Raw genomic sequence first — 20,601 nt, 5'->3', positions numbered from 1 at the left:
GGGCACCCAATGGGGGATAAGTCGGAGAAAGTGTTCAGGACCAAATTGTGCCGCATGTGTGCACCGGCCATACCGTCCTCGGTATCAGGCCGGCTGGTAGCCCTGAACGTGCTTTTGCATAAACGCCTTGATGGCGAACATATCGTTACGTTCTGCAGCCACATACAGCGCATCGAGCTCCGGCTTGAGTTGCTCCCAGGGCACATAAGGCTCATGCGCCTTCATGATTCGGGGGTGTTCCGTCGGTTGTGGGTTGTCGCCAATCAGCAACTCCTCGTAGAGCTTTTCACCGGTACGCAGACCCGTTACGGCAATTTCAATATCGCCATCCGGATGTGCTGCATCCCGGACAGAAAGCCCTGAGAGTTGGATCATGCGCCTAGCCAGGTCCATGATTTTCACCGGCTTCCCCATGTCCAGCACAAACACATCACCGCCCTGCCCCATGGCGCCGGCTTGCAACACCAACTGGGCCGCCTCCGGAATGGTCATGAAATAGCGGGTTACCTCTTCATGGGTCACTGTGAGCGGGCCGCCTTCGGCCAGCTGTTTGCGGAATAGGGGCACTACGCTACCGCTGGAGCCCAACACATTTCCAAAGCGGACCATGGAAAAGCAGGTTTCCGGGTTGTTTGCCGCCAAGGCCTGCAGCACCAATTCCGCCACGCGCTTGGTTGCGCCCATCACGTTGGTGGGGCGAACCGCTTTGTCCGTACTGATGAGGACAAAACGCTTCACACCCGCTTGCGCTGCCGCACGCGCAAGATTCAGGGTCCCGAAGATGTTGTTGCGCACCCCTTCCCCGGGGTTGTCTTCCACCATGGGAACGTGCTTGTATGCGGCAGCGTGATAAACCACTGAGGGCCTGTGAGTGGTCAGAACATCGCGCAAGCGCTCCTCATTCGACACGCTGCCCAAAAGGGGCACCAACTCTACGGAGACTCCATGCTCCGAGTGCATGGTTGAGAGCTCTTGATGGGTGGAATACAAGCCGAATTCATTGTGATCCAGCAAAATCAAGTTGGCCGGCAATTGCGCGCAAATCTGACGCGCAAGCTCCGAACCGATGCTTCCGCCCGCACCGCTTACGAGAACGACTTTCCCATTCAACTCACGGTTCAGCAGCGCTTCTGACGGTGGAACAGGATCCCTACCCAACAAATCTTCAATGTCGAGTTCCCGAATATCCTGAACCGTCACTTTTCCGCTGGCGAGATCGGACATGCTTGGAAGCGTGCGCACATGCACCGGTATCCCGTCAAGCGCTGCGATGATCTGGTTCCGCCGCTCGCGCGGTGCGTTGGGCATGGCGAGCAAAATGTCAGTTATCGCCTCTGATGACACCAGCCGGGACAAGGCCTTTGCGGAGTAGACCGGCAGGCCATTCAAACTGCGCCCGGCCATGGTTTCGTCATCATCCACGAAACCGACCAGATCATATTGGCGCGCCACGCCCAAAGCCGCAGCAGTTTGCGCGCCTGCATTGCCTGCGCCATAAATCAACAATCGGCCCGATGAGCCGCGGGCCTTTGCATCCATTTCAGCCAGCCAGAAACGCGCAAAAGCGCGGCTTGCGCCGACCAGAACCAGAAACACCATCGGCTGAAGCAAACCCAAACTGCGCGGCACCATGGGCCATTGGTGCCACATTAGCAGCGCGGACAAGAAGAGTGCATAGAGAGCGACCGCTTTACCCGTCGCAATCAATGCCGCCTGACCGGTGTACCTGAAGATCGCGCGATACAAGCCGAAACGAATGAAGATGGGAATCGCCAATACCGGTGCAATGCCATAGACCCACCACTGAGCCTCAGCAGGCCGGTGCAATCCCTCCAACCGCAACGAATACGCAATCCACGTGGAAAGAATCGCAAGCACTACATCGAGTGCAATCACGATCAGTCGCTTGGCCGAACGCGGCCAAGCGAGTAACTTACTGTGCATTGATCGCGAATGATTCCTTGGACTGGCCTTGTGCGATCAAGGAGGACAACCATTTGGGCGTCAAACCACGCCCCGACCAAGTTTCTCCATTGGGGCCGCGGTATTTGGCAGCCACTGCCACACCCGCTTTTTTGGAGGTCTTCTCAGTTTTGGCAACGGCTGCAGGTTTTTTGCCGCGGATAGCTTTGGAACCTTTCGCCGGCTTGGCATTCTGCAGATCTTTCACCGTGATCCCGAATGCTTGCATTTTTGCCAAGATATCCTGGACAGTGCTGTTGAATTCTTTGGCTTTGATCTCATTTGCCTGCTTCTGCAGTTTTTCGATTTGAGATTGAATATCGATCAGATTGCTCACACGCTTCTCCTTTATGCAGAACGCAATCAGTGGGTAACACTTTCCCGTTTCAAGACTTTCACTATAGTAAGGGCAATTATCTTCAAATCCAAACCCAGGGAATACTGTTTCAAATATTCTTCGTCCAACGCTACTTTGTGGGGAATGGGTAATTCGTCGCGCCCATTGATTTGCGCCCAGCCCGTCAAACCGGGAACCAGCATATGGACTCCTTTGCTAGTCCGCAAACTTATCAAATCCTGCTGATTGAACAGTGCAGGGCGCGGACCAACAAAACTCATATCGCCGCTCAAAATGCACCACAGTTGCGGCAATTCGTCCAAACTGCTTTTGCGCAGAAACGAGCCTATAGGTGTCAGCCACTGGTCTGGGTTTTCTAATAAGTGGGTCGCCACGGCCGGCGTGTTGACACGCATGCTGCGGAATTTGGGCATTTTGAACAAGCGGTTATTCCGCCCCACCCGATCACTCCAGTACAAGACCGGCCCCGCAGAGGTCAAACGAACCGCAACGGCGGTGAGAAGTATCGGGATTGCCAGCAACAGACCTCCCATTAGGGCCAGTATTACGTCCAATAATCGTTTCATTTTCGAAACTCTCCTGCGGCAAGCCAGAGCCCTTCATCCACGGTCAGCGGCGGGGTCCATTCCAATAATTGCCGGGTTTTGCTGATATCGACCTGCAAAGAACCGCAGAGCCGATGGTAAATATTCGTTCTACGCATCAACCGTGCGCCGATTTCCAGCCAGGCCAGTGGTACGGCCGGCAAACGCACCGAGGTTTCCAAGGCACGCCCCATGCGCCGCAGCAATTCCGCAGTGGATAAATCCTCGCCATCACTGGCGAGAAAAATGTGATTTGCGGCGGCGGGATGGTGGGTGCACAGCATGGTCAGATCCACCAGATTGTCCAGCGCCACAAAACTGCGCCGGTTATGCGTCACCGCGCCCAAGGGCAATGGAATGCCCCAGGACACCCAGCGCATCATGGCGGCGAAATTAGCCTTGACCCCTGGGCCGTAGACCAGGGGAGGACGGATGATGACCACCTCCATGCCGGTTTCCTGGGCGAGCCGTAGCAGCCCCTGTTCGGCCTCCCATTTGGAGATGCCATAGGCATCCTCTGGCGCTGGTAGGGTGTCTGCTGCAAATGGGGCGTCAGGGAAGGTTCGCTCGCCAAGTGCTTTCACCGAGCTCATGAACACAAAGCGCCGAACTCCAGCCTCGGCCGCCCAGCGCGCCAGCGCCAGAGTGCCCTGGACATTGATGCGCCGAAACTCTTCCAAGGGGTCTGCGGCCATCTCATCCATGACATGGACTCTGGCCGCCGCATGGACTAGCACCTCCACACCGACCAAGGCGGCACGCCAAGCGCTTTCCGAGGTGAAGTCGGGGATGGCGTAGCAAGTCACCCCCTCGGGCGAAGTGGGTGGTGGGGTTCTGTAACACGCATGAACGCGCTGGCCTGCGGCGAGCAGTTTGCGCAATAGCGCGCTGCCGACAAAGCCGGAGGCACCCGTCAATAGCACCGTCATGGACGCCGACTCGCTCCCCTAGGGGCTGGTTCAGCCATCCGGAGCAGCCAGGCCTCCAGACGCCTCAGTAGCATGGATCGCTCGAACTCTTGCTCGTATAGGGCCATACCTCTTCGACCCATCTCGGCACGCGAAGCGTCCGCCAGCATAGACAGACGCAGAACGGCATCCGCCAGCCCTCGGGCATCACCAGCCGAGCAAGTAAGCCCGGCGCGATGGGTGTCCAGCAGGTCAGCCCCTTCGCCGTCGAGCATGGCGACTATGGGGCGCCCGGCGGCCAGATAGGATTGCAGCTTGCCGGGAATGGTCATCGCAAAAATGGGCTCTTTTTTAAGGCTGACGAGCAACGCATCAGCCCCCTGGAAAAAAGACGGCATGCGCTCCACGGGAAAGCGGCCCAGCAGTTGCACACAGGATGCCAGTTTGCGTGCAGCTATGGCCTCCTCCACCCATGGCTTCACACGGCCATCACCCAAAACCACCCAGCGGATATGGGGTTGGGAGTCTTTGAGGTACTCCGCCGCTGCCAAGATGCCGGGGAAGTCCTGGGCTTCGCCCATATTGCCCGCAAACAGGACCGTGAAACTGCCAGGCGCGCTAGCCAGTTCCTCGGCCGGACGCGGGGCCGCATTTCCGGCAAACAATGACTCTGCCCAGCTGGGGAAGTAAGCGATGCGGGCGCTGTCACCTGCATACCGGCGTATCTGAGGGATGAAGCTCTTGGACTGCGCCAGGATCAGGTCGCAGCGACGGTAAATCCAGCGGACCATCTGCCCTACCAGCCACAGGCCCCAATCAGAGCGGACGATGCCAACGGCCTTCAGTGTTTCTGGCCACAAATCCAGAACCCAGAAAGCCATGGGTGCGCGCTTGCACCAGCGCAACACTGCGCCAGGAATCCCCACGGTCACGGGCGAAGGCTCGTGCACCAGGATGGCATCCACCCGCTGCTTGCGCAGACGCCAGGCGCCCCAGAGGGAGGCGCTCAGGGCAAAACTAAAATAGTTAAGCACCAGGCGTACCGCCCCACGCCCGCGCGCCAGCATGGGAACGCGCACCACGCACGCGCCAGCATAGCTGGCAAAGTCTGCGGGCGCACGGCGGTAGGCCTCAAACACTCGCCCTTCGGGGTAGTTCGGCTTGCCCGTCAAAACCGTGACCTGGTGCCCCTTCTGGACCAAGTCGGCCACCAAATCATTGATACGAAAGTTCTCCGGCCAGAAGTATTGGCTGATCACAAGCACATGCATAGCGTCAGGCGGCGTACTTCTTCCACACCACGCGGTTGACGTAATCCGTATAGCTGTGGAGTATGCGCAGTACCTTGTCCGAGACATTGGGCATGCTGTAGTCCTCCACCTGGCGCAGGCTACGCTGCGCGCCACGCGCCTGGGTGGACAGGATGGTCAGCGCCTGGCGCACACGCTCCACCTCCAGGCCCACCATCATGACGGCAGCTTCTTCCATGCCTTCGGGCCGCTCATGCGCTTCGCGCAGATTGAGCGCTGGAAAGTTCAGGATGGAAGATTCCTCGTTGATGGTGCCGCTGTCGGACAGCACTACACGTGCAGACAGTTGCAACCTCACGTAGTCATGGAAGCCCAAGGGCTTGAGCAGGCGAACCTGCGGATGGAAGCGCACCCCGGTGGCGTCCACGCGCTTTTGCGTGCGCGGATGGGTGGAGACAATCACCGGCACACCGTAGTCCTCTGCCACGGTGTTAAGCACCTCCACCAGCTTGCCAAACGACTTTGGCGACTCGATATTCTCTTCGCGGTGGGCGCTCACCACAAAGTACTGCCCCGGCTCCAGCGCCAGGCGTTGCAGCACATCGGAGGCATCGATGCGGGGGCGGTAGTGCGTCAGCACCTCGCACATGGGGCTGCCGGTCTTGATCACCATGTCCGGCGGCAGGCCCTCGCGCAACAGGTAGTCGCGCGCAATCGTGCTGTAGGTGAGGTTGATGTCGGCCGTGTGGTCCACGATGCGGCGATTGGTCTCCTCCGGCACGCGCTGGTCAAAGCAGCGGTTGCCTGCCTCCATGTGAAAAATGGGCACCTTGCGCCGTTTGGCGGGAATCACCGACAGGCAGCTATTGGTGTCGCCCAGAACCAGCATGGCCTGCGGCTGTTCCTGCTCCAGCACGCGGTCTACCGCCGTGATCAGATTGCCTATGGTGTGGGCAGCGCCGCTGGAGTTAGCTGCGCTGTCCAGAAAATAGTCGGGCTTGCGGATGTCCAGATCGTCAAAGAACACCTGGTTGAGCTCGTAGTCGTAGTTCTGGCCGGTGTGCACCAGCACATGCTCACAGTGCGCATCCAATTTTGCCAGCACGCGCGACAGACGGATGATCTCGGGGCGGGTTCCCACCACGGTCATGACCTTGAGTTTTTTGGGCGTCATGGGGTTCTTTCCAAGCAATGTCATACCGGGCAGGCGAAGGTATCGGGCCGCGCGCGGTCAAACACCTCGTTAGCCCAGAGCATCACCACCATGTCTGCGTCACCCATATTGGTGATGTCGTGGGTCCACCCAGGCACGGTCTCTACGATCTGCGGCTTGGTGCCACTGGTCTGCAGCACATGCTCCTGACCGGTCTGCATATGGCGAAAGCGGAACCTAGCATCCCCCTGGATGACGAGGAACTTCTCTGTCTTGCTGTGGTGATAGTGCCCGCCCCGGGTCACACCGGGATGCGCCGTGAAGTAGGAAAACTGGCCACTGTCCTGGGTCTTGAGCATTTCCACGAACACGCCACGCGGGTCTGCATAGCCCGGCACCTCATAGGAAAAGGCCTCGACCGGCAGATAGCTGACATAGGTCGCATACAGCGCCCGCATCCAGCCCGTCCCCACGCGCTCCGTCATGAGTGTGGCGCGGCTATCCCGGAACGAGGCGATCTGCCGGGCAAGCTCGCCCACGGTCACGGTGTACTGTGGGGCTACGGTATCAAAACCTTCTGCGTTGGTCGCCGGGTCTGCCCCGTCCATGATTTGCAGGAAGCGCTTAATTACATCGTCCACATAGACCAGCGTCATGGCGGCGTGCGGGTCGTGGATCTGGATGGGCAAGCCCCGGGCGGTGTGGTGGCAGAACGTGGCGACGGCAGAGTTGTACTGGGGCCGGCACCACTTGCCAAACACATTGGGCAACCGGAAGAGATGCACCGGCACCAGCGGGTCCTGCTCCAACGCCTGCAATGCGACCTCGGCCTCCCGCTTGCTGCGACCATAAGGATTGTCGGACGCAGCCTGGGTCGACGAGGTATAGAGGATCGGGATGGCCCGGCCCGCCGCATGCGCAGCGCGCGCCACTTCCGCGCACAGGGCGCGTGTCAGATCGGCATTGCCCACCGTGAACTCGGCAGGGTCCTGTGGGCGATTCACGCCCGCGAGGTGGAAGACGAAATCCACCCCTTGCAGCAGCGCGGGCAACTGCGTCACCCCGTGTTCACGGGTGAAGCAGACCACCTGCACATCCTTGCGTTCGCTCAGGTGCAGTTGCAGGTTCTTGCCGACAAAGCCATTCGCACCCGTGATCAGTACCTTCATGGGCTCAGTCCTCGGCAACGGCCGCTTCACCGCGCACGATGCGCCGCATGAAATCCAGCTTTAGCAGCAGCTCTCGCATGCCGCTGACATCTAGGCGAGTCGTGTTGTGCGAGTTGTAGTCCTCGCCATGCGAGCTTTGGGTCAGCTTGCGCTCACCCTCTTCCACAAACTTGGCATAGTTCAGATCGCGACCGTCTGGCGGCACCCGGAAGTACCCACCTAGATCGTCGGCGCAGGCCATCTCTTCGCGGCTCAGCAGGGTCTCAAACAGCTTCTCGCCGTGCCGGGTGCCGATTTCATGGACCGGATGCGCACTGCGCCCCAGCAGCTCCAGCAGGGCCTGGGTCAGCACTTGGACCGTGGCGGCTGGTGCTTTTTGCACAAAGATATCGCCGTTGCGCCCGTTCTCGAAGGCGTAGAGCACCAGATCCACCGCGTCCTCTAGAGTCATCATGAAGCGCGTCATGCTAGGGTCGGTCACGGTGATGGGCTTGCCCGCCAGCACCTGGTCGACAAACAGTGGAATGACCGAGCCGCGCGAGGCCATCACATTACCATAGCGCGTGCCGCAAATGACGGTGCCGTCAAGGTTGCGGCTGGTGGCGACCATGACTTTCTCCATCATGGCCTTGCTGATGCCCATGGCATTGATGGGATAGACAGCCTTGTCGGTGCTCAGGCAGACCACTTGCTTGACGCGGGCCGCAATGGCGGCTTCCAGCACGTTCTCGGTGCCCAGCACATTGGTGCGCACGGCCTCCATGGGATGGAATTCGCAGGAGGGCACCTGCTTGAGCGCGGCAGCATGGAACACATAGTCCACGCCCCGCATGGCGGCCGCCACGCTGCGGATGTCGCGCACATCGCCGATATAAAACTTGAGCTTGGGATGCGCATAGCGCTTGCGCATGTCATCTTGCTTCTTCTCATCGCGACTGAAAATGCGGATTTCTCCAATTTCTGAGCTCAGGAAACGGCGGAGGACAGCATTACCGAACGAACCAGTGCCGCCTGTGATCAGAAGCACTTTATTTGCAAACATGGATTCATCCTTTGGAGACAGTTAATGCGATTTCACGCCAAACCGATTCAGAAGCGCGCTGCCAAGTACGGCACTTGACCGAATCTATTGCAGCCATGGCCTTCTGCTCAGCCTCTTGAGCATTGTCCAATGCCTGACGCCAAGCATCGGCAATCGAATGAGGGTTGGTCGGATCGAAGTAAAACACCGTATCGCCCGCGAATTCGGGCATGGGACCGCTGTTTGAAACCAGGGCGGGCCGGCCGGCTGCCATGATTTCCATGAGAATATTCGGGCAGTTTTCCGTGCGCGAGGCAAACAGATTTAGGTGAGCATGTTGGTACAGGGCCGGTAATTGTTCGTGCGGCAGATTACCACTCAAGAGCACCGACGCCTCTAGTCCAAGTCGCGCTATTTCAGCACGCAAGGCAGATTGGTAGGGTGCGTAGCCCCCTCCGGCGATCACCAAAGTGCCGGGGGCCAGTCCTTGCACCTTCATAGAAGCGAATGATTGCAGAACTTCAATCTGAGACTTATAAAAGTCGACGAATGAGACATACAGGTAGTACTCGCCATCAGGCGCGATTTCTGGGCGGGGCAATGGCCGTGCCGAGTTCAACAGGAACCGTGGATGAATGCCGTGTGGGATCACCACTGCGCGCCCTCCTAATGGCCCGATTCGGGACTGGATAAAGTCAGCAGCGAACCGGGAGATGAAGATCACCAGATTAGCTCGGCGCATAGCAGCGGACAGGCCACGCTCCAGCAACCACTCACGCAAGCGCCGCGCACCCCAAGGGTAACGCTGGCGCTGAGTGCGGTCATAAGGCAGCATATTTTGGAACGTGACTACAGTTTTGAGTCCGACCGGTAAACCCAAGCGAGGCAATAGCCCTCCGGGACTAAACAGCACTTGCGCATTCAATCGTTGCGCCATTCGACCCAGATGAAGAATTTCCCACAACGCTCTGCGATAAGGGTTGCTCAAATCCCGCCCCACCGCAATCCGCTCGACGTTTTCCGGCATACCCTGCAAATCAAAGTTGTCCGGGCATAGCAAAAAAATCCTCCACTCTCCTGGGGGAACGTGGAGCAACAGATTTCGCAAATAGGTCTGACCGCCACCCAAACGTGCCGATAGTGCATTGATGAGGATGCGCAATCGCTCCCCCTTCAGTGCTTGACAAACATAGCCGGCAGGCCATTGCGTACGGGGTACGCGGCATGGCAACTGCTGCACGCTATGCGCTCGGCACCGATATGCAGGTCAGCGCTTCTGCATTCCGGGCAAGCAAGTAAGTCGTCGAGCTTGATCCCAATGTTGCGCTTGCGTTGTGACAAAAGGCCGCGTGCCAGCTGCAAGACACGCTTATTGACTCGAGCGCGCAAACCATTGCGTGGTGTGCCCGGGTTCTCTTCGGTAGGTGCGGCCCAGTCCGCGTCAACCTCAGGATTGAGGATCGTGAAATCAATGTGCCCATCCCAGTAATAGCGCACGTGAAAATCAAATGGGTGTCTAGGAATCGTCTCTCCGGCAATCCACTTCTTGCCTCTCGAATCAAATAGCTCGACCAAAACAGGGTCCGTGCGCCAGTCGGGCTTCTTGCGTACCAGCAACCTGCCATCACGCACTGTGATTTCGAGGCGGTGATCTCGATACGGGTTGAGGCGCTCCATCAGAGCATCTGGAACTTCGATATAACCGGCCTTGGCAACACGCTGCAACTCTCGTAGAAACAGTTCTGGTTGTGTGGAGTGCTCGAACACATGCGAAGCGATCACAAAGTCGAAGCTCTTGTCGCGAAACGGCAAATGCTCCACAGCCCCCAACACCGTGGCCCGGTCAACAACCAGTGGAGCCCAATGGCGTTGCTGCGTCACCTCGAAGGCATCAAGCAGCACATTGGATCGGAAATACGGGTTTCCTCCTGAGCCCACTTCCAGAACCAGCGCATCGGGAGCCACAGGGCAATGCAAACGGCGCAGCGACCAAGCTAGTTGTGTCCAACCCAATTTGCGACACAGACGCATCCAGAACGATTCTTCCATTCTCATGATCAGTGCTTCGCCTTCAGTTCTTCAATCCAATTTGTCAGCATGCGCATCCGGGACGTGACATCATGCCCGGCTGCCGCCACTTTGGCGCGTCCCGCGGCAGCCACCGCGTGGCACAACTCCTCGTTGCGCAGATACAGGTCCAGCTTATCCCCCAATTCCTGGGGTGACGAGAAATAGTCCGCCTCTTTACCCGGAAGAAACAAGCCCTCCAGGTCGGCCGTGCGCTCCGACAACAGCAGGGCGCCACTTGCCGGGATCTCGAAACAGCGCCTAGTGTAAGTGTCCCGGTTCAGCTTGGACAAGAAACACAAGGCGACCTTTGCCCCTGCCAGCGCGGAATTGTAGTCTGCCCCCCAGAGGGGATGGACCGGTGCCAATTGGCGCAGGATAGGGGACTCTTGCAATGCCAGCGCCCACCCCTCCTGATGGCCAAAAAGGCGTAGGCGCCAACCACGCCTCACGACCTCCTCCAGACAGGCAAGACGCATATCCGGCTCGTAGTGCCCGATGAACGCTACATCACAATCGAAGCGCTCAAGCTCCTTTTCACTTAGCTCTTTCGGGTGGTTCAATTCCGGTACATACCAAGAGCGCAACAGCTCCACACGCGGGGCACCCGCACGTGCGAAGTCTTCGAGATTGGCTTGGCGATAAGCAAGCGCCAAATCAAGCAACGGTAGACTGGCGATAAAGTGTCGCCATAGTCCTGCGATATGACCTCCGGCAAAAGGGTCATCATTGTTGTATCCGATCAGAACCACGCCGGGTATCTGGGCACGTAGAGCACGAACGGTCGCTGCTCGGACATGAGTACCGCGGTAGATAAACACCACATCCGGCTTGAACTTCGATGCTTGCGCCAATAGATCACGATTAAGGCTGCGTAGCTGCGGCCCCCAAAGATACTTGTTCTGTGCGCGGCGAACAAAGTGCCTAAGCCCAGCCAAGCGCCCCACAGGTCTTGAAAAGTAGTTGCACCACTTGAAGGCCGCCACTTCATGACCAAGGCCTTGTAAGGCTTGCTGAACCACCTCCTCATGCAGCTTGGAATGCCAGTCCCCGACTATCAAAATCTTCACTGGCCGCCTCCTCGGGCCGCGCCAAGACGTGGGGTGTAACCCAACTTCTTTTTAATCAAGCCAACTACCCGGTCCGAGCGGTCGGGACCGAGCAGTAGCAGAGCCAGGAAGTAGAGATGAAACAAGGGATACCGCCAGAAACCTAGCCTGGCCAATGACACGCCGTAGGCAAAAAACACGGATGTGGGGCGCTTTGCCTGGATGGAAAGTATGGGATAGGCATAGTTGCCGATATCCGCACGAATCGCCTTGAATACTTTCAAACCTAGAGTCTCTTCAACATACTTAGCGATATCGAGCATGCCGCGCATGAAATGAAGCGATGACTCTGGCGTTTGGTCATGCGGGACAAACTTTCCCTTTTCTACTTCGCTGTTCCCGAAGTCCGGTGGCGTGCCATCCCGGCGCAAGGCAATCACTTCCGGCACAAACACCACGCTGTGCGCGGACAGAACCATTCCGACCAGATAGAGCTGATACAACAAGGTCCCGTCAAATCGATCTGTCTCGACGGCGTGCGCGGCATCCCGGTTGATCACCATCCCCGATATCACGACAGAGCGTCGGTAGGCCGTGAAGATGGCCTGCGCTCCTGCGCGCAGCACATGCTGTTGCGGGAAGTAGCGAAAAATCTGTTTGTATAGAGTAGGATCCGCATCGAAGGAGGCGTAGCTTCTGACCACCACGCCACAGTCAGCTTGCTGCGTCACGGCCGCGGCTATGCGCGCTAACGCCCCTTTGCACAGCAAATCGTCATTGCCCATGAACACGCAGTAGCGCCCTTGCGCCAACTCGACCAGGCGGCGGATATTGCCGTCATACCCCAGATTGACGGGGTTCTCTACATAGCGAATCAGCCCAGGACGCAGTCGATCAAATCGGTCGGCGACCTCCGCAATGGCTGCACGCTCCGGCGAACCGTCTTCGCAGATTAAGACTTCATACGCCTCAAAGTCTTGGGCCAAGATGGATTCGAGCAGTGGCCCCAGCAAAGCGGCCCGGTTGTAGGCAGGAATGCACACCGACAGTAGCGGCCGGTCACCAGCGCTATCTGACGCTTGATGAATAGAAGAGACTTCTTTGGGATTGGCGTTCATGACCACGGCTATCTGAAAACCCTGAGTGCACAGCCGATCTTGGGGGGGCGTGCGAAATATTCTTCGGCATTCAGGACCTTCTCCACGTCGGGCTGAAGCGTAGCCACCAAGGTTCGAATTTCAGCATCCGTCTTATGGTGCTGATATTGATGTGATCCGTACGCATCGAAGGTATTCAGACATGCGGCCTTGTACCTTCTGACAATCCGAGACCAGCGAGTTTCCCCTTCTATTTTCGGCACATCCCCTTGAACACAAAGCAGGAGCTTCTCAAGGACACCTCCCAGGCCGGGCAACATCCGCAGAAGCGAGATGAAGTGCGCATAGAAAAGGATGGCCCGGAACGGCATGCGAGAGAGTACTGCACGCAGGGGCAAATAGATCAAATGCCAGCGCCCCCATCTCAAGACACCCTGGTCGTTCAGGCCATAGCAGTTAAAAACAAACTCTCCACCTGGAGCCACCAGCCCATAGAGGGCATGTGCAGTCTTCTCAACCGATGGCGTGTGCTGAATAACGTTGTGGCAATAGACCATGCCGTCTATGGACTGATCCAACAATGGCGGCGCATCAATCGAGCATTGGATAACATCGACATTCTTCAGACCCGCCAGATTTCGCCGTACCACATCGTCTACCGAGTGAGACAGGTCCAGCATGATCACATGCTTCGCGCCATACTCGGAAAACCATTTGGTTTGCGCCCCACTTCCGCCGCCGGCGTCTACGATCAACGTGTCCTTGAATGCACCTGCAGATCCAAATGTGTTCTTCACCGTGTGCTGAAGCCAATTAATCTTGAAGTCGGTAAAGTTGAAGTGATTCCATTCATCGCCAAAAGACGTCACACTTTCAGTCTCCACCGTCTCAACAAAGCGCGGAATGCCGTTGATGATGGGATAGCGCCGACCCGATGGCGCCACTAAGTTTCCTGAATGTATGTTCCCGTCCTCATCCATCACCGCGCCGGCCAAAACAAGCGGCGCCTTTGAATCAGGTTCGCAAATGTATTTGAGTAGAAATGGCGTCATCCTTAATATCCGCTGGTGGTTTTTTGCACAGTATGAAATAGCGTGACTCGCTTCATGGGCCATCTACGTTATGCATGGCAAGTGCCAACATGATCAACGCAAACAACCGCCCCCCATTGGCCCGTCCGGCAAGGTGCCCCCTGACAAGACCGCGGACCTCCGTCATGTCGATCATCGCTGGAAGCCCTTCCATTCTTGCCATCAATGCGCTCTCTCCTTCAGCACGCAACCATTCATTGATCGGAATAGAAAACCCCTGCTTGCGCTTGGTATCCAGATCCGACGGAAGCCACTGCTGCGCAAGGATCCGCTGCAGCCGACGCGACTCACCATCCTGCACCTTCCATTCCGAGGGGATTTTTTCAAAAGCAAACTCAATCAAATGATGATCCAGAAAAGGCGCGCGCACCTCTAGGCTGTGCGCCATGCTGGCGCGGTCCACCTTGACGAGAAAGTCATCCGGAAGAATGCTGCCGAAATGTGTTCGGGTCATGCAGTCAACCGGGTCGCTGCCCTGATCAAACAAGTGGGTCAGGAACATCTCGGGAGCAGATACCCCGCCCCCCAACTCGGCGATGGCCGGCTTCGTCATGATGCGTTGTCGAAGCTGCATATCAAAGTAGGGCCGCCCCCAGATCATCTGGCGTAGCGGTCCATGTCGCATCGAGGCCAGGCGATTGCGACCACGCACACCCGCAGGCAATTGGCCCGCCACGGAGGCCACGGTGCTCAACAGGGCGCCTCGCATCCATCCCCAGCGGCGAGCGTCCGCCAAACTGGTGGTGTAGTCCGAATAGCCTCCAAACAACTCGTCCCCACCATCGCCGCCGAGGGCCACGGTGACCTGCTTTCGCGCCAAACCGAACACTAACCAGGCAGGAAGTATGGATGAATCAGCAATGGGTTCGTCGATATATGGGGCCAACTGGTCAAGGTGCCCTAGACCCGGCCTATCCAGCGATAGCACATGGTGCCGGGTACCAAAGTAGCTGGCCACCCTTTGCGCGTGCATAGACTCATCCAGAGCCGAGCCAGGCAACGAGACGGTGAAGGTCTCAACGGGCGTTGAACTGACCTGCGCAGCCGCTGCCGCTATCAGACTGGAATCCAGCCCCCCCGACAGCAGGACCCCTACCGGAACGTCAGCGATCAATCTATGCCGAACCGAGTCTTTGATCAGTTCGCCCGCCTCAGCGGCCAAGTCCATCCCATTGACCTTTCCGACCACACTCTTTGCTGGTAGCGCCCAGTAGGGCTTGATAACAAGCGCCCCTGTCGTCAGATCAAGACGGCCGCTGTGCGCAGCCGGCAGCTTTGCAACCCCCTGAAACAAACACCTATCGCGGGGGACATAACCCAAGGCAAGATAGAAGTTGAGCGCCTGCAGGTCAATCGCGCGCCCATGCTTCAGGGCCTTGAGCTCCGATGCAAAGTGAAACACTCCACCGGCATAGGAATAGTAGAAAGGCTTTTCCCCTGCCCGATCACGGGCAAAGAACAACGACGGCCCGCTGCTTTCATCCCCCTGATCCAGAATGGCAAGTGCAAACATCCCGTTGAGTTTGTGCAGACATTGTTCACCCCAAACTTGGTACGCAGCCAGCAAAACCTCAGTATCGCCTGACGAGGTGAACTGGAAGCCCTTTTCCTGCAGCTCGGCGCGCAAGGACTTGAAGTTGTAAATCTCTCCATTGAAGACCACAACAAAGCGCCCGCTTCCGCTGAGCATGGGCTGGCTAGCAGCATCCGTCAGATCAACCACCGCTAAACGGCTGTGTCCCAATCCAATCCGCCCACAACTTGAATACCACACCCCGGACCCATCTGGCCCACGATGTGCTAAGCGCGCTAGGCTAAGCTCCATGCCGCTGCGCTCAACTGCCCCATGCAGATCGACAACACCAAAAATTCCACACATGAAACGGCCCTATATTTTCACCGCGTCGGCGAAGATATGCATCAAAGCTTAATCCACTCAGCTGGCAGCAAGCCGTCGAACCCCCACCACGCCTTGCCTTCCAGCTTCTTGTAGCCAGGTGCAATCACATGCTTTCCTGGGGAGGCTGATAACCAAGCTCCCCACCAACTGAATGTGCTGTTTGCAATGATGAAGTGCTGGCACTGCGTCATGAGCCACAGATCTGCATATGCATATGCATCACCCTGGTTATGGGACACACAGGTGACTCTGTCATCAGGCAATGGGATGCGTTCACGTGCACTTTCTGGCTGATCAGAAAAAAGAAAGTAATGCGCCTGAGGGACGAGCTCTTCCATCTTGGCGATGGCACGTGCGTAATAGTCGCCTGGCGCGTTCGTGCCGCCCTCAATGCCCGGCGTGTCAAAGAATCGCACATGCACCGCAATGGCAGTACATGTGCGCACTCGCAATGCGACGTCTAGATTTTTGGCGTCGGAAGGCGGCTTTATTCGCAAATCAGCCCGAAGCACAGGTTCTATATCCTTGAAGTAGGCCTCGCCCTGCCAATAGCCTTCGAGATACAGATTTCCTCTGGGCTGGACATCCAGCAAACGAGAGTCAAAATCCATCCCCACTTGCTGAATATAAGTACGCAACTCAAATCGTTTTTGAGCATTTATTTTTCGCTTCAAATACCTGCGAATGCGCGAAAAAGGCTCCATCCGTTCAGATGCAAGCGCTTTTCGACAAGGAATATGAAAATGCTCCAACTGCGAATGTCGCTGATACAAACTGTCATTCGCAAAGCCACTGACATCATCTATTACTAATTCGGAAGCCGTGGCTAGTGCCAGCCTGCGCGCGGCAGCATAGCAAAAAAGTTGGTTGCCTAAGCCACCAAATATTCGGGGAATTACTTTTGTACCCATCTTAGTCTTTGAGTAACTCATCTTTACTTACTAGGAGCCGTACGTGAGTGCTCTAAAACGCAGTAGGTCAATACACACAACATAAATTCAGACTCTGCGTCCAAGGATCTCCGAAAGCCAGGCGTAACACCCGGTACAACAAAAAAACCTCGAACATCTTGTGTCAGTCGCCGGTGCGCATAAAATATCACCAGTCACCTATTTTGCAAGTCAAGCCACAGAAGACCTGATTATTATTCTTATTTCTTTACGGCAATGCAGTGCCAACCAAAGCATGCCAAATCATCTGCTCGGTGCTTTTTTCGGACTCGAAAATAGACCACCCCCAGAACAGCATATGCATATGCAAATGGCCAATACCAGCCCCCCTGTCGACGCTCCAATCCACCCAAACGCAGGATCTCTTGGCGCAATAGGGAATACCAATCCCCATTAGACACAATCTCTTTGATTTCAAACCCACGTAAAGTCAAATGATGCTCATACCAATATCGTGAGAAACCACTACAGAAATGGTACGGCGCCATATGGACATTGGAGCTAAATGGAGCGGTCAGAATAACCGTACCACCCGGCTTGAGAAGCCGGGCAAACTCATCAAGTGCATGAGTGGGCTCTGGCACATGCTCCAGCACTTCGCTGCAGAGAATAGCGTCAAAACTAGCATCAGGAGCAGGGATCGCCGCGATATCAGAAACTAGGTCTATACGACTGGTATCCCAATGACAATCATGCAAGCCTTGGGTAGCCGCCTCACCTTTGCCTCCTGTATATTGTCCAAAGTCCTGGGACACGTATACCAGATGACGACAGTGCTTTCGATTCTTCAACTCACCGGCACCGGCATCCAAAATTCGGAGGCCCGGAGGGATAGCGGAGAGTGCCTTTTCTAGCCACACTTGGCGATTCGACTCATTTTCCTCGGCGATCAGCATAGCTGTCCTAATTGAATTATTGCTTTTTGAACACAAATATGCCAAGGCCATAATCCTCATTGGCCAGAGCCTGCAGTTCATTGTCGATCGGTTGAGCATCTTTGACGGTGGAACCATTAGTGATCACCACTAAGCGCTGAAGAGACAATACATTTGCTTGCGCTAAACGAATAATGCTGCGTGGATCAAAAATGCGGTTGGCGTTAAACTCCACTTTTTCGCGGCCAATAGGTACGGCAAGATAAAAAGTCCCCCCCGGCCGCAGCAGCTTCGCCATATTCGCGAAGCCGCGCACATGGCCATTGGCGTCTACTGGATCCCCATATCGCCCCAAACCAAAATGCTCAAGAGCATGCAGGCATGAAATTGAATCGCAGTACCCACCTGAGGTCAGAGATTCATCAATCCCATTCATGAGATCTGCTTGTTTGAAGCTGATGTTGGTAAGTTTTGTCCTGATGGGACGCACATCAAACACCTCGATTTCACGATAGCTCGCGACATGCGCTACAAATCCATCTACCCGGGAGCCCACATCCACATGCTTTTCCGGCTTTGCTTCAAAAATCCACCTTGCAACCAGAAGATCTTGCCAAAAGTACTCCGTGTTGGTACTTCCTCCTTCTTCATATCTATCGTGTAAACAGGGAGTCAGCGTCAAAACACCATCATACTTCTGGGAGAACTCACGCCAATCTTTCAAAAATCGTGGTATCCCACGCAATGATTTCAGAAATACAAAGAAATCAAACCCCAATTGGCTTGATGTAATCCAATGAATTTTCTTAAGAATTTTTTTCATACTTCACATTGAGTGGCTATGGTTCTGCATCCATTTTCACTTCAAAGGCTTTTCATCGAAAAGTTCTTCCGTGCCAGCAGAAGCATCCATATAACGTAGACACCAGACACAATAACCAAAGCCCCTACGACTCCCGGAACACCCAAGATAGATCCCGCATAAAAATTGGCAGAGACACCCAAGACGCCCGTCCAAATTTTTGCCGAGGTCATGATGGACGCTTGCATATCACTGATCAATTTCAAGGCCAACATCTGGCCTGCGGCAAATAGTCCTCCAGCCAACACCATCCACGGCATCAGATATGACACAGAGCGGTATTGAGGGGATACCAACCAAGCAAAGATCCACTCATGCATCAGACACGCTAGAGCAAATCCTACTCCGGTCAAACCCAAGCAAGCCAATGTAATTCTCCAAGTCAAGGCTCGAACACTTCCCCGCCGCCGCTCATCGGTCGCATCACCCGCTCGTTGATAGAAAATAGGCCCAAGGAATGACACAACCGTTCCAACCGTCATCACAATCGGCGTATAGCCAAGTTGAAACAGCACAGCATACAAACCGACATCTTCGCGCGAACCAAAAAGGTCCAACGCCCATCGATCTGAGCTCTGTTGAGCCCATACAAACACGCCCCAATAACTGAATGGAAGACTATATTTCCATATATGCTTTATCCACTCACCGCTATTCTCTGTAGATTTTTTCTCGAGATGCAAGCATGATTGCAAGAAGAAATATAGTGACCCGACCACCAACATGCTGGCCCCGACATAAGCTGCAATAACCGCCGGTACAGATGCCCCTAAACAAGAAACTGCACCGAGAACCAAGAGAATCTTCAGCCAAGCCTCCACCCCTCCATGCAAAGCAACCAGCGAACGCAACCGGGCTGCATTCAGAATACCACTGTAGGCGGCCCCATATCCACCAAGCAATGAAAAAAGAACGAGTGGCCCGACAAAATCAATCTGCGGGTCATATCCAAAAAACTGAAGCCCTCCAAAACACAGGCCACCAAAAGTCAATATGATGACGGTTGAAATCCATAAGATACGTTTAGACGCCTTGAGGTAAACGCCTAACTCTTGTTTTTCAAAAGCAATCGAATAATAACGACCAATACTTGTCACGACACCACCAAGGACTACCTGGTTAATAAGTCCAATCAGCGTGAGCCCCAGAGCCAATTCTCCGTAGGTTTCGGGGGCAAGGTGTTCGGTCAACACACGCACCAAAACCAAAGTACCGGTGACAGCCGCCAATTGTCCAAAGACCAGCCAGCCCATTTCGCGAGCCAACCGAAAGATGCGCGACCAATTCATGTGGACTCGACCGATCCAGGCTGTATTCGAGCGAAACGCCAGGCACTGGCGCACATTTCGTGGATATCCCTCGATGCACTCCAGCCCATCAACTGCCTAGCCGCGTCCGTTTTTGCATAAGCAGCGGCGACATCTCCCGGCCGTCGAGCCACTATGGAATGCTGGATCGAAAACCCACACACCTGCTCAAACGCACGCAGAACCTCCAGAACACTGTAGCCACGCCCCGTCCCAAGGTTGAAGGCATTCCACCCCGGGTGAGCCTCCAAAAAGTCCAACGCGGCCACATGCCCCTGCGCCAGATCGACTACATGGATGTAGTCCCGCACGCCAGTGCCATCGGAAGTGGGGTAATCCGAGCCATACACACTCACGCTTGGAAGTCTGCCGCAAGCCACCTGCACAACATAGGGCATCAGGTTATTGGGCACACCACGCGGACTCTCCCCAATCAAGGCCGACGCATGCGCGCCCACTGGATTAAAGTACCGCAAGCATGCAATCCGCCACGCGGCGTCCGAATTCGCGACATCCTGCAACATCTCTTCAATATGCAGTTTGCTACGCCCATACGGGTTGACCGCTCCAGTCGGGTGTGCCTCATCCAAGGGCAGATACTGCGGAACACCATAGACGGTGGCACTGGAGCTGAAAATCAGGCTCTTGACATGGGCCACCTGCATAGCTTGCAACAGACTGATGGTGCCCTGCACATTGTTGGCATAGTAAGCAACTGGGGCTTTGACCGACTCCCCTACTGCTTTTAGCCCGGCAAAATGAATCACGGCATCCACCGCGTGCTTCTGAAGCACTTCGGTCAAGCGCGCGGTATCCAGAATATCGCCAGCAATGACAGGGACTGTTGTTTTGGTGATTTCCTCAATACAACACACAACCGTCGGACTGCTGTTGCTGAAGTTGTCATAAATAACCGCGTGATGCCCGGCTTCAATCAGTGAAACAGCGGTATGGCTGCCAATATATCCAGCACCACCGGTCAATAGAATATTCATTCG

General features: G+C 55.8%; 19 protein-coding genes. All 19 read right to left on the bottom strand.

Features of this window, described 5'->3' with window-relative positions; translation table 11 throughout:
* Positions 1-84: 84 nt before the first annotated feature.
* The 19 genes from RAN89_RS05230 to galE all read right to left on the bottom strand — a co-directional run bounded on the left by RAN89_RS05230 (position 85) and on the right by galE (position 20,598).
* Complete coding sequence (locus RAN89_RS05230) at positions 85-1,944, bottom strand: polysaccharide biosynthesis protein (RefSeq protein ID WP_313868571.1); 1,860 nt, start codon at positions 1,942-1,944, stop codon at positions 85-87.
* A complete protein-coding gene (locus RAN89_RS05225) occupies positions 1,934-2,299 on the bottom strand; it encodes an H-NS histone family protein (protein WP_313868570.1) in 366 nt (121 codons plus the stop codon). The genes RAN89_RS05230 and RAN89_RS05225 overlap by 11 nt, the downstream gene beginning before the upstream one ends.
* 26 nt (positions 2,300-2,325) lie before the next feature.
* Complete coding sequence (locus tag RAN89_RS05220; protein WP_313868569.1) at positions 2,326-2,886, bottom strand: sugar transferase; 561 nt, start codon at positions 2,884-2,886, stop codon at positions 2,326-2,328.
* On the bottom strand, positions 2,883-3,833 hold the full coding sequence (locus RAN89_RS05215) for a UDP-glucose 4-epimerase family protein (RefSeq protein ID WP_313868568.1): 951 nt from the start codon (positions 3,831-3,833) through the stop codon (positions 2,883-2,885). Before RAN89_RS05215 ends, RAN89_RS05220 begins: the two co-directional genes overlap by 4 nt.
* Positions 3,830-5,083, bottom strand: a complete 1,254-nt coding sequence (locus tag RAN89_RS05210; protein ID WP_313868567.1) for a glycosyltransferase family 4 protein — start codon at positions 5,081-5,083, stop codon at positions 3,830-3,832. Before RAN89_RS05210 ends, RAN89_RS05215 begins: the two co-directional genes overlap by 4 nt.
* 4 nt (positions 5,084-5,087) lie before the next feature.
* Positions 5,088-6,260, bottom strand: a complete 1,173-nt coding sequence (gene wecB / locus RAN89_RS05205; RefSeq protein ID WP_313868566.1) for a non-hydrolyzing UDP-N-acetylglucosamine 2-epimerase — start codon at positions 6,258-6,260, stop codon at positions 5,088-5,090.
* On the bottom strand, positions 6,257-7,384 hold the full coding sequence (gene wbjC / locus RAN89_RS05200; RefSeq protein WP_313868565.1) for a UDP-2-acetamido-2,6-beta-L-arabino-hexul-4-ose reductase: 1,128 nt from the start codon (positions 7,382-7,384) through the stop codon (positions 6,257-6,259). Before wbjC ends, wecB begins: the two co-directional genes overlap by 4 nt.
* A gap of 4 nt (positions 7,385-7,388) precedes the next feature.
* The gene (locus tag RAN89_RS05195; protein ID WP_313868564.1) at positions 7,389-8,426 is read right to left on the bottom strand and encodes a polysaccharide biosynthesis protein; all 1,038 of its coding nucleotides are present in this window, start codon (positions 8,424-8,426) and stop codon (positions 7,389-7,391) included.
* Positions 8,427-8,430: 4 nt separating this feature from the next.
* On the bottom strand, positions 8,431-9,567 hold the full coding sequence (locus tag RAN89_RS05190; RefSeq protein ID WP_313868563.1) for a glycosyltransferase family 4 protein: 1,137 nt from the start codon (positions 9,565-9,567) through the stop codon (positions 8,431-8,433).
* An 11-nt stretch (positions 9,568-9,578) separates the two neighbouring features.
* Positions 9,579-10,460 (bottom strand): methyltransferase domain-containing protein, encoded by an 882-nt coding sequence (locus tag RAN89_RS05185; protein ID WP_313868562.1) that lies wholly within the window; start codon positions 10,458-10,460, stop codon positions 9,579-9,581.
* Positions 10,461-10,462: 2 nt separating this feature from the next.
* Positions 10,463-11,542, bottom strand: a complete 1,080-nt coding sequence (locus tag RAN89_RS05180; protein WP_313868561.1) for a CgeB family protein — start codon at positions 11,540-11,542, stop codon at positions 10,463-10,465.
* Positions 11,539-12,639 carry a glycosyltransferase family 2 protein gene (locus RAN89_RS05175; protein WP_313868560.1) on the bottom strand — a complete coding sequence of 367 codons (1,101 nt, stop codon included), beginning with the start codon at positions 12,637-12,639 and terminating at the stop codon, positions 11,539-11,541. The genes RAN89_RS05180 and RAN89_RS05175 overlap by 4 nt, the downstream gene beginning before the upstream one ends.
* 8 nt (positions 12,640-12,647) lie before the next feature.
* Entirely contained in the window at positions 12,648-13,670 is a 1,023-nt protein-coding gene (locus tag RAN89_RS05170) for a methyltransferase domain-containing protein (protein WP_313868559.1), read from the bottom strand.
* Positions 13,671-13,722: 52 nt separating this feature from the next.
* A complete protein-coding gene (asnB, locus tag RAN89_RS05165; RefSeq protein ID WP_313868558.1) occupies positions 13,723-15,588 on the bottom strand; it encodes an asparagine synthase (glutamine-hydrolyzing) in 1,866 nt (621 codons plus the stop codon).
* Between the two features lie 41 nt (positions 15,589-15,629).
* Positions 15,630-16,520, bottom strand: coding sequence for an alpha-1,2-fucosyltransferase (locus RAN89_RS05160; RefSeq protein WP_313868557.1), 891 nt, complete (start codon positions 16,518-16,520; stop codon positions 15,630-15,632).
* A 239-nt stretch (positions 16,521-16,759) separates the two neighbouring features.
* Positions 16,760-17,455 (bottom strand): methyltransferase domain-containing protein, encoded by a 696-nt coding sequence (locus RAN89_RS05155; RefSeq protein WP_313868556.1) that lies wholly within the window; start codon positions 17,453-17,455, stop codon positions 16,760-16,762.
* 16 nt (positions 17,456-17,471) lie between these two features.
* Positions 17,472-18,257, bottom strand: coding sequence for a DUF268 domain-containing protein (locus tag RAN89_RS05150; protein WP_313868555.1), 786 nt, complete (start codon positions 18,255-18,257; stop codon positions 17,472-17,474).
* Positions 18,258-18,298: 41 nt separating this feature from the next.
* Entirely contained in the window at positions 18,299-19,585 is a 1,287-nt protein-coding gene (locus RAN89_RS05145) for a lipopolysaccharide biosynthesis protein (RefSeq protein ID WP_313868554.1), read from the bottom strand.
* Complete coding sequence (gene galE, locus RAN89_RS05140) at positions 19,582-20,598, bottom strand: UDP-glucose 4-epimerase GalE (RefSeq protein ID WP_313868553.1); 1,017 nt, start codon at positions 20,596-20,598, stop codon at positions 19,582-19,584. The genes RAN89_RS05145 and galE overlap by 4 nt, the downstream gene beginning before the upstream one ends.
* Positions 20,599-20,601: the final 3 nt, after the last annotated feature.

The organism is Rhodoferax mekongensis (assembly GCF_032191775.1).
Taxonomy (GTDB): Bacteria; Pseudomonadota; Gammaproteobacteria; order Burkholderiales; family Burkholderiaceae_C; genus Allorhodoferax; species Allorhodoferax mekongensis.
Note: the sequence above shows the minus strand (reverse complement) of the source record. Positions and strands in the feature narration are given on the sequence as shown.

Bases quoted from the DNA above. Each gene is read 5' to 3' on its own strand.
- RAN89_RS05175 (WP_313868560.1), bottom strand. From the start codon at position 12,639: ATGAACGCCAATCCCAAAGAAGTCTCTTCTATTCATCAAGCGTCAGAT.
- RAN89_RS05210 (WP_313868567.1), bottom strand. From the start codon at position 5,083: ATGCATGTGCTTGTGATCAGCCAATACTTCTGGCCGGAGAACTTTCGT.
- wbjC (WP_313868565.1), bottom strand. From the start codon at position 7,384: ATGAAGGTACTGATCACGGGTGCGAATGGCTTTGTCGGCAAGAACCTG.
- RAN89_RS05150 (WP_313868555.1), bottom strand. From the start codon at position 18,257: ATGAAAAAAATTCTTAAGAAAATTCATTGGATTACATCAAGCCAATTG.
- wecB (WP_313868566.1), bottom strand. From the start codon at position 6,260: ATGACATTGCTTGGAAAGAACCCCATGACGCCCAAAAAACTCAAGGTC.
- RAN89_RS05220 (WP_313868569.1), bottom strand. From the start codon at position 2,886: ATGAAACGATTATTGGACGTAATACTGGCCCTAATGGGAGGTCTGTTG.
- galE (WP_313868553.1), bottom strand. From the start codon at position 20,598: ATGAATATTCTATTGACCGGTGGTGCTGGATATATTGGCAGCCATACC.
- RAN89_RS05155 (WP_313868556.1), bottom strand. From the start codon at position 17,455: ATGCTGATCGCCGAGGAAAATGAGTCGAATCGCCAAGTGTGGCTAGAA.
- RAN89_RS05160 (WP_313868557.1), bottom strand. From the start codon at position 16,520: ATGGGTACAAAAGTAATTCCCCGAATATTTGGTGGCTTAGGCAACCAA.
- RAN89_RS05195 (WP_313868564.1), bottom strand. From the start codon at position 8,426: ATGTTTGCAAATAAAGTGCTTCTGATCACAGGCGGCACTGGTTCGTTC.
- RAN89_RS05230 (WP_313868571.1), bottom strand. From the start codon at position 1,944: ATGCACAGTAAGTTACTCGCTTGGCCGCGTTCGGCCAAGCGACTGATC.
- RAN89_RS05170 (WP_313868559.1), bottom strand. From the start codon at position 13,670: ATGACGCCATTTCTACTCAAATACATTTGCGAACCTGATTCAAAGGCG.
- RAN89_RS05215 (WP_313868568.1), bottom strand. From the start codon at position 3,833: ATGACGGTGCTATTGACGGGTGCCTCCGGCTTTGTCGGCAGCGCGCTA.
- asnB (WP_313868558.1), bottom strand. From the start codon at position 15,588: ATGTGTGGAATTTTTGGTGTTGTCGATCTGCATGGGGCAGTTGAGCGC.
- RAN89_RS05185 (WP_313868562.1), bottom strand. From the start codon at position 10,460: ATGAGAATGGAAGAATCGTTCTGGATGCGTCTGTGTCGCAAATTGGGT.
- RAN89_RS05145 (WP_313868554.1), bottom strand. From the start codon at position 19,585: ATGAATTGGTCGCGCATCTTTCGGTTGGCTCGCGAAATGGGCTGGCTG.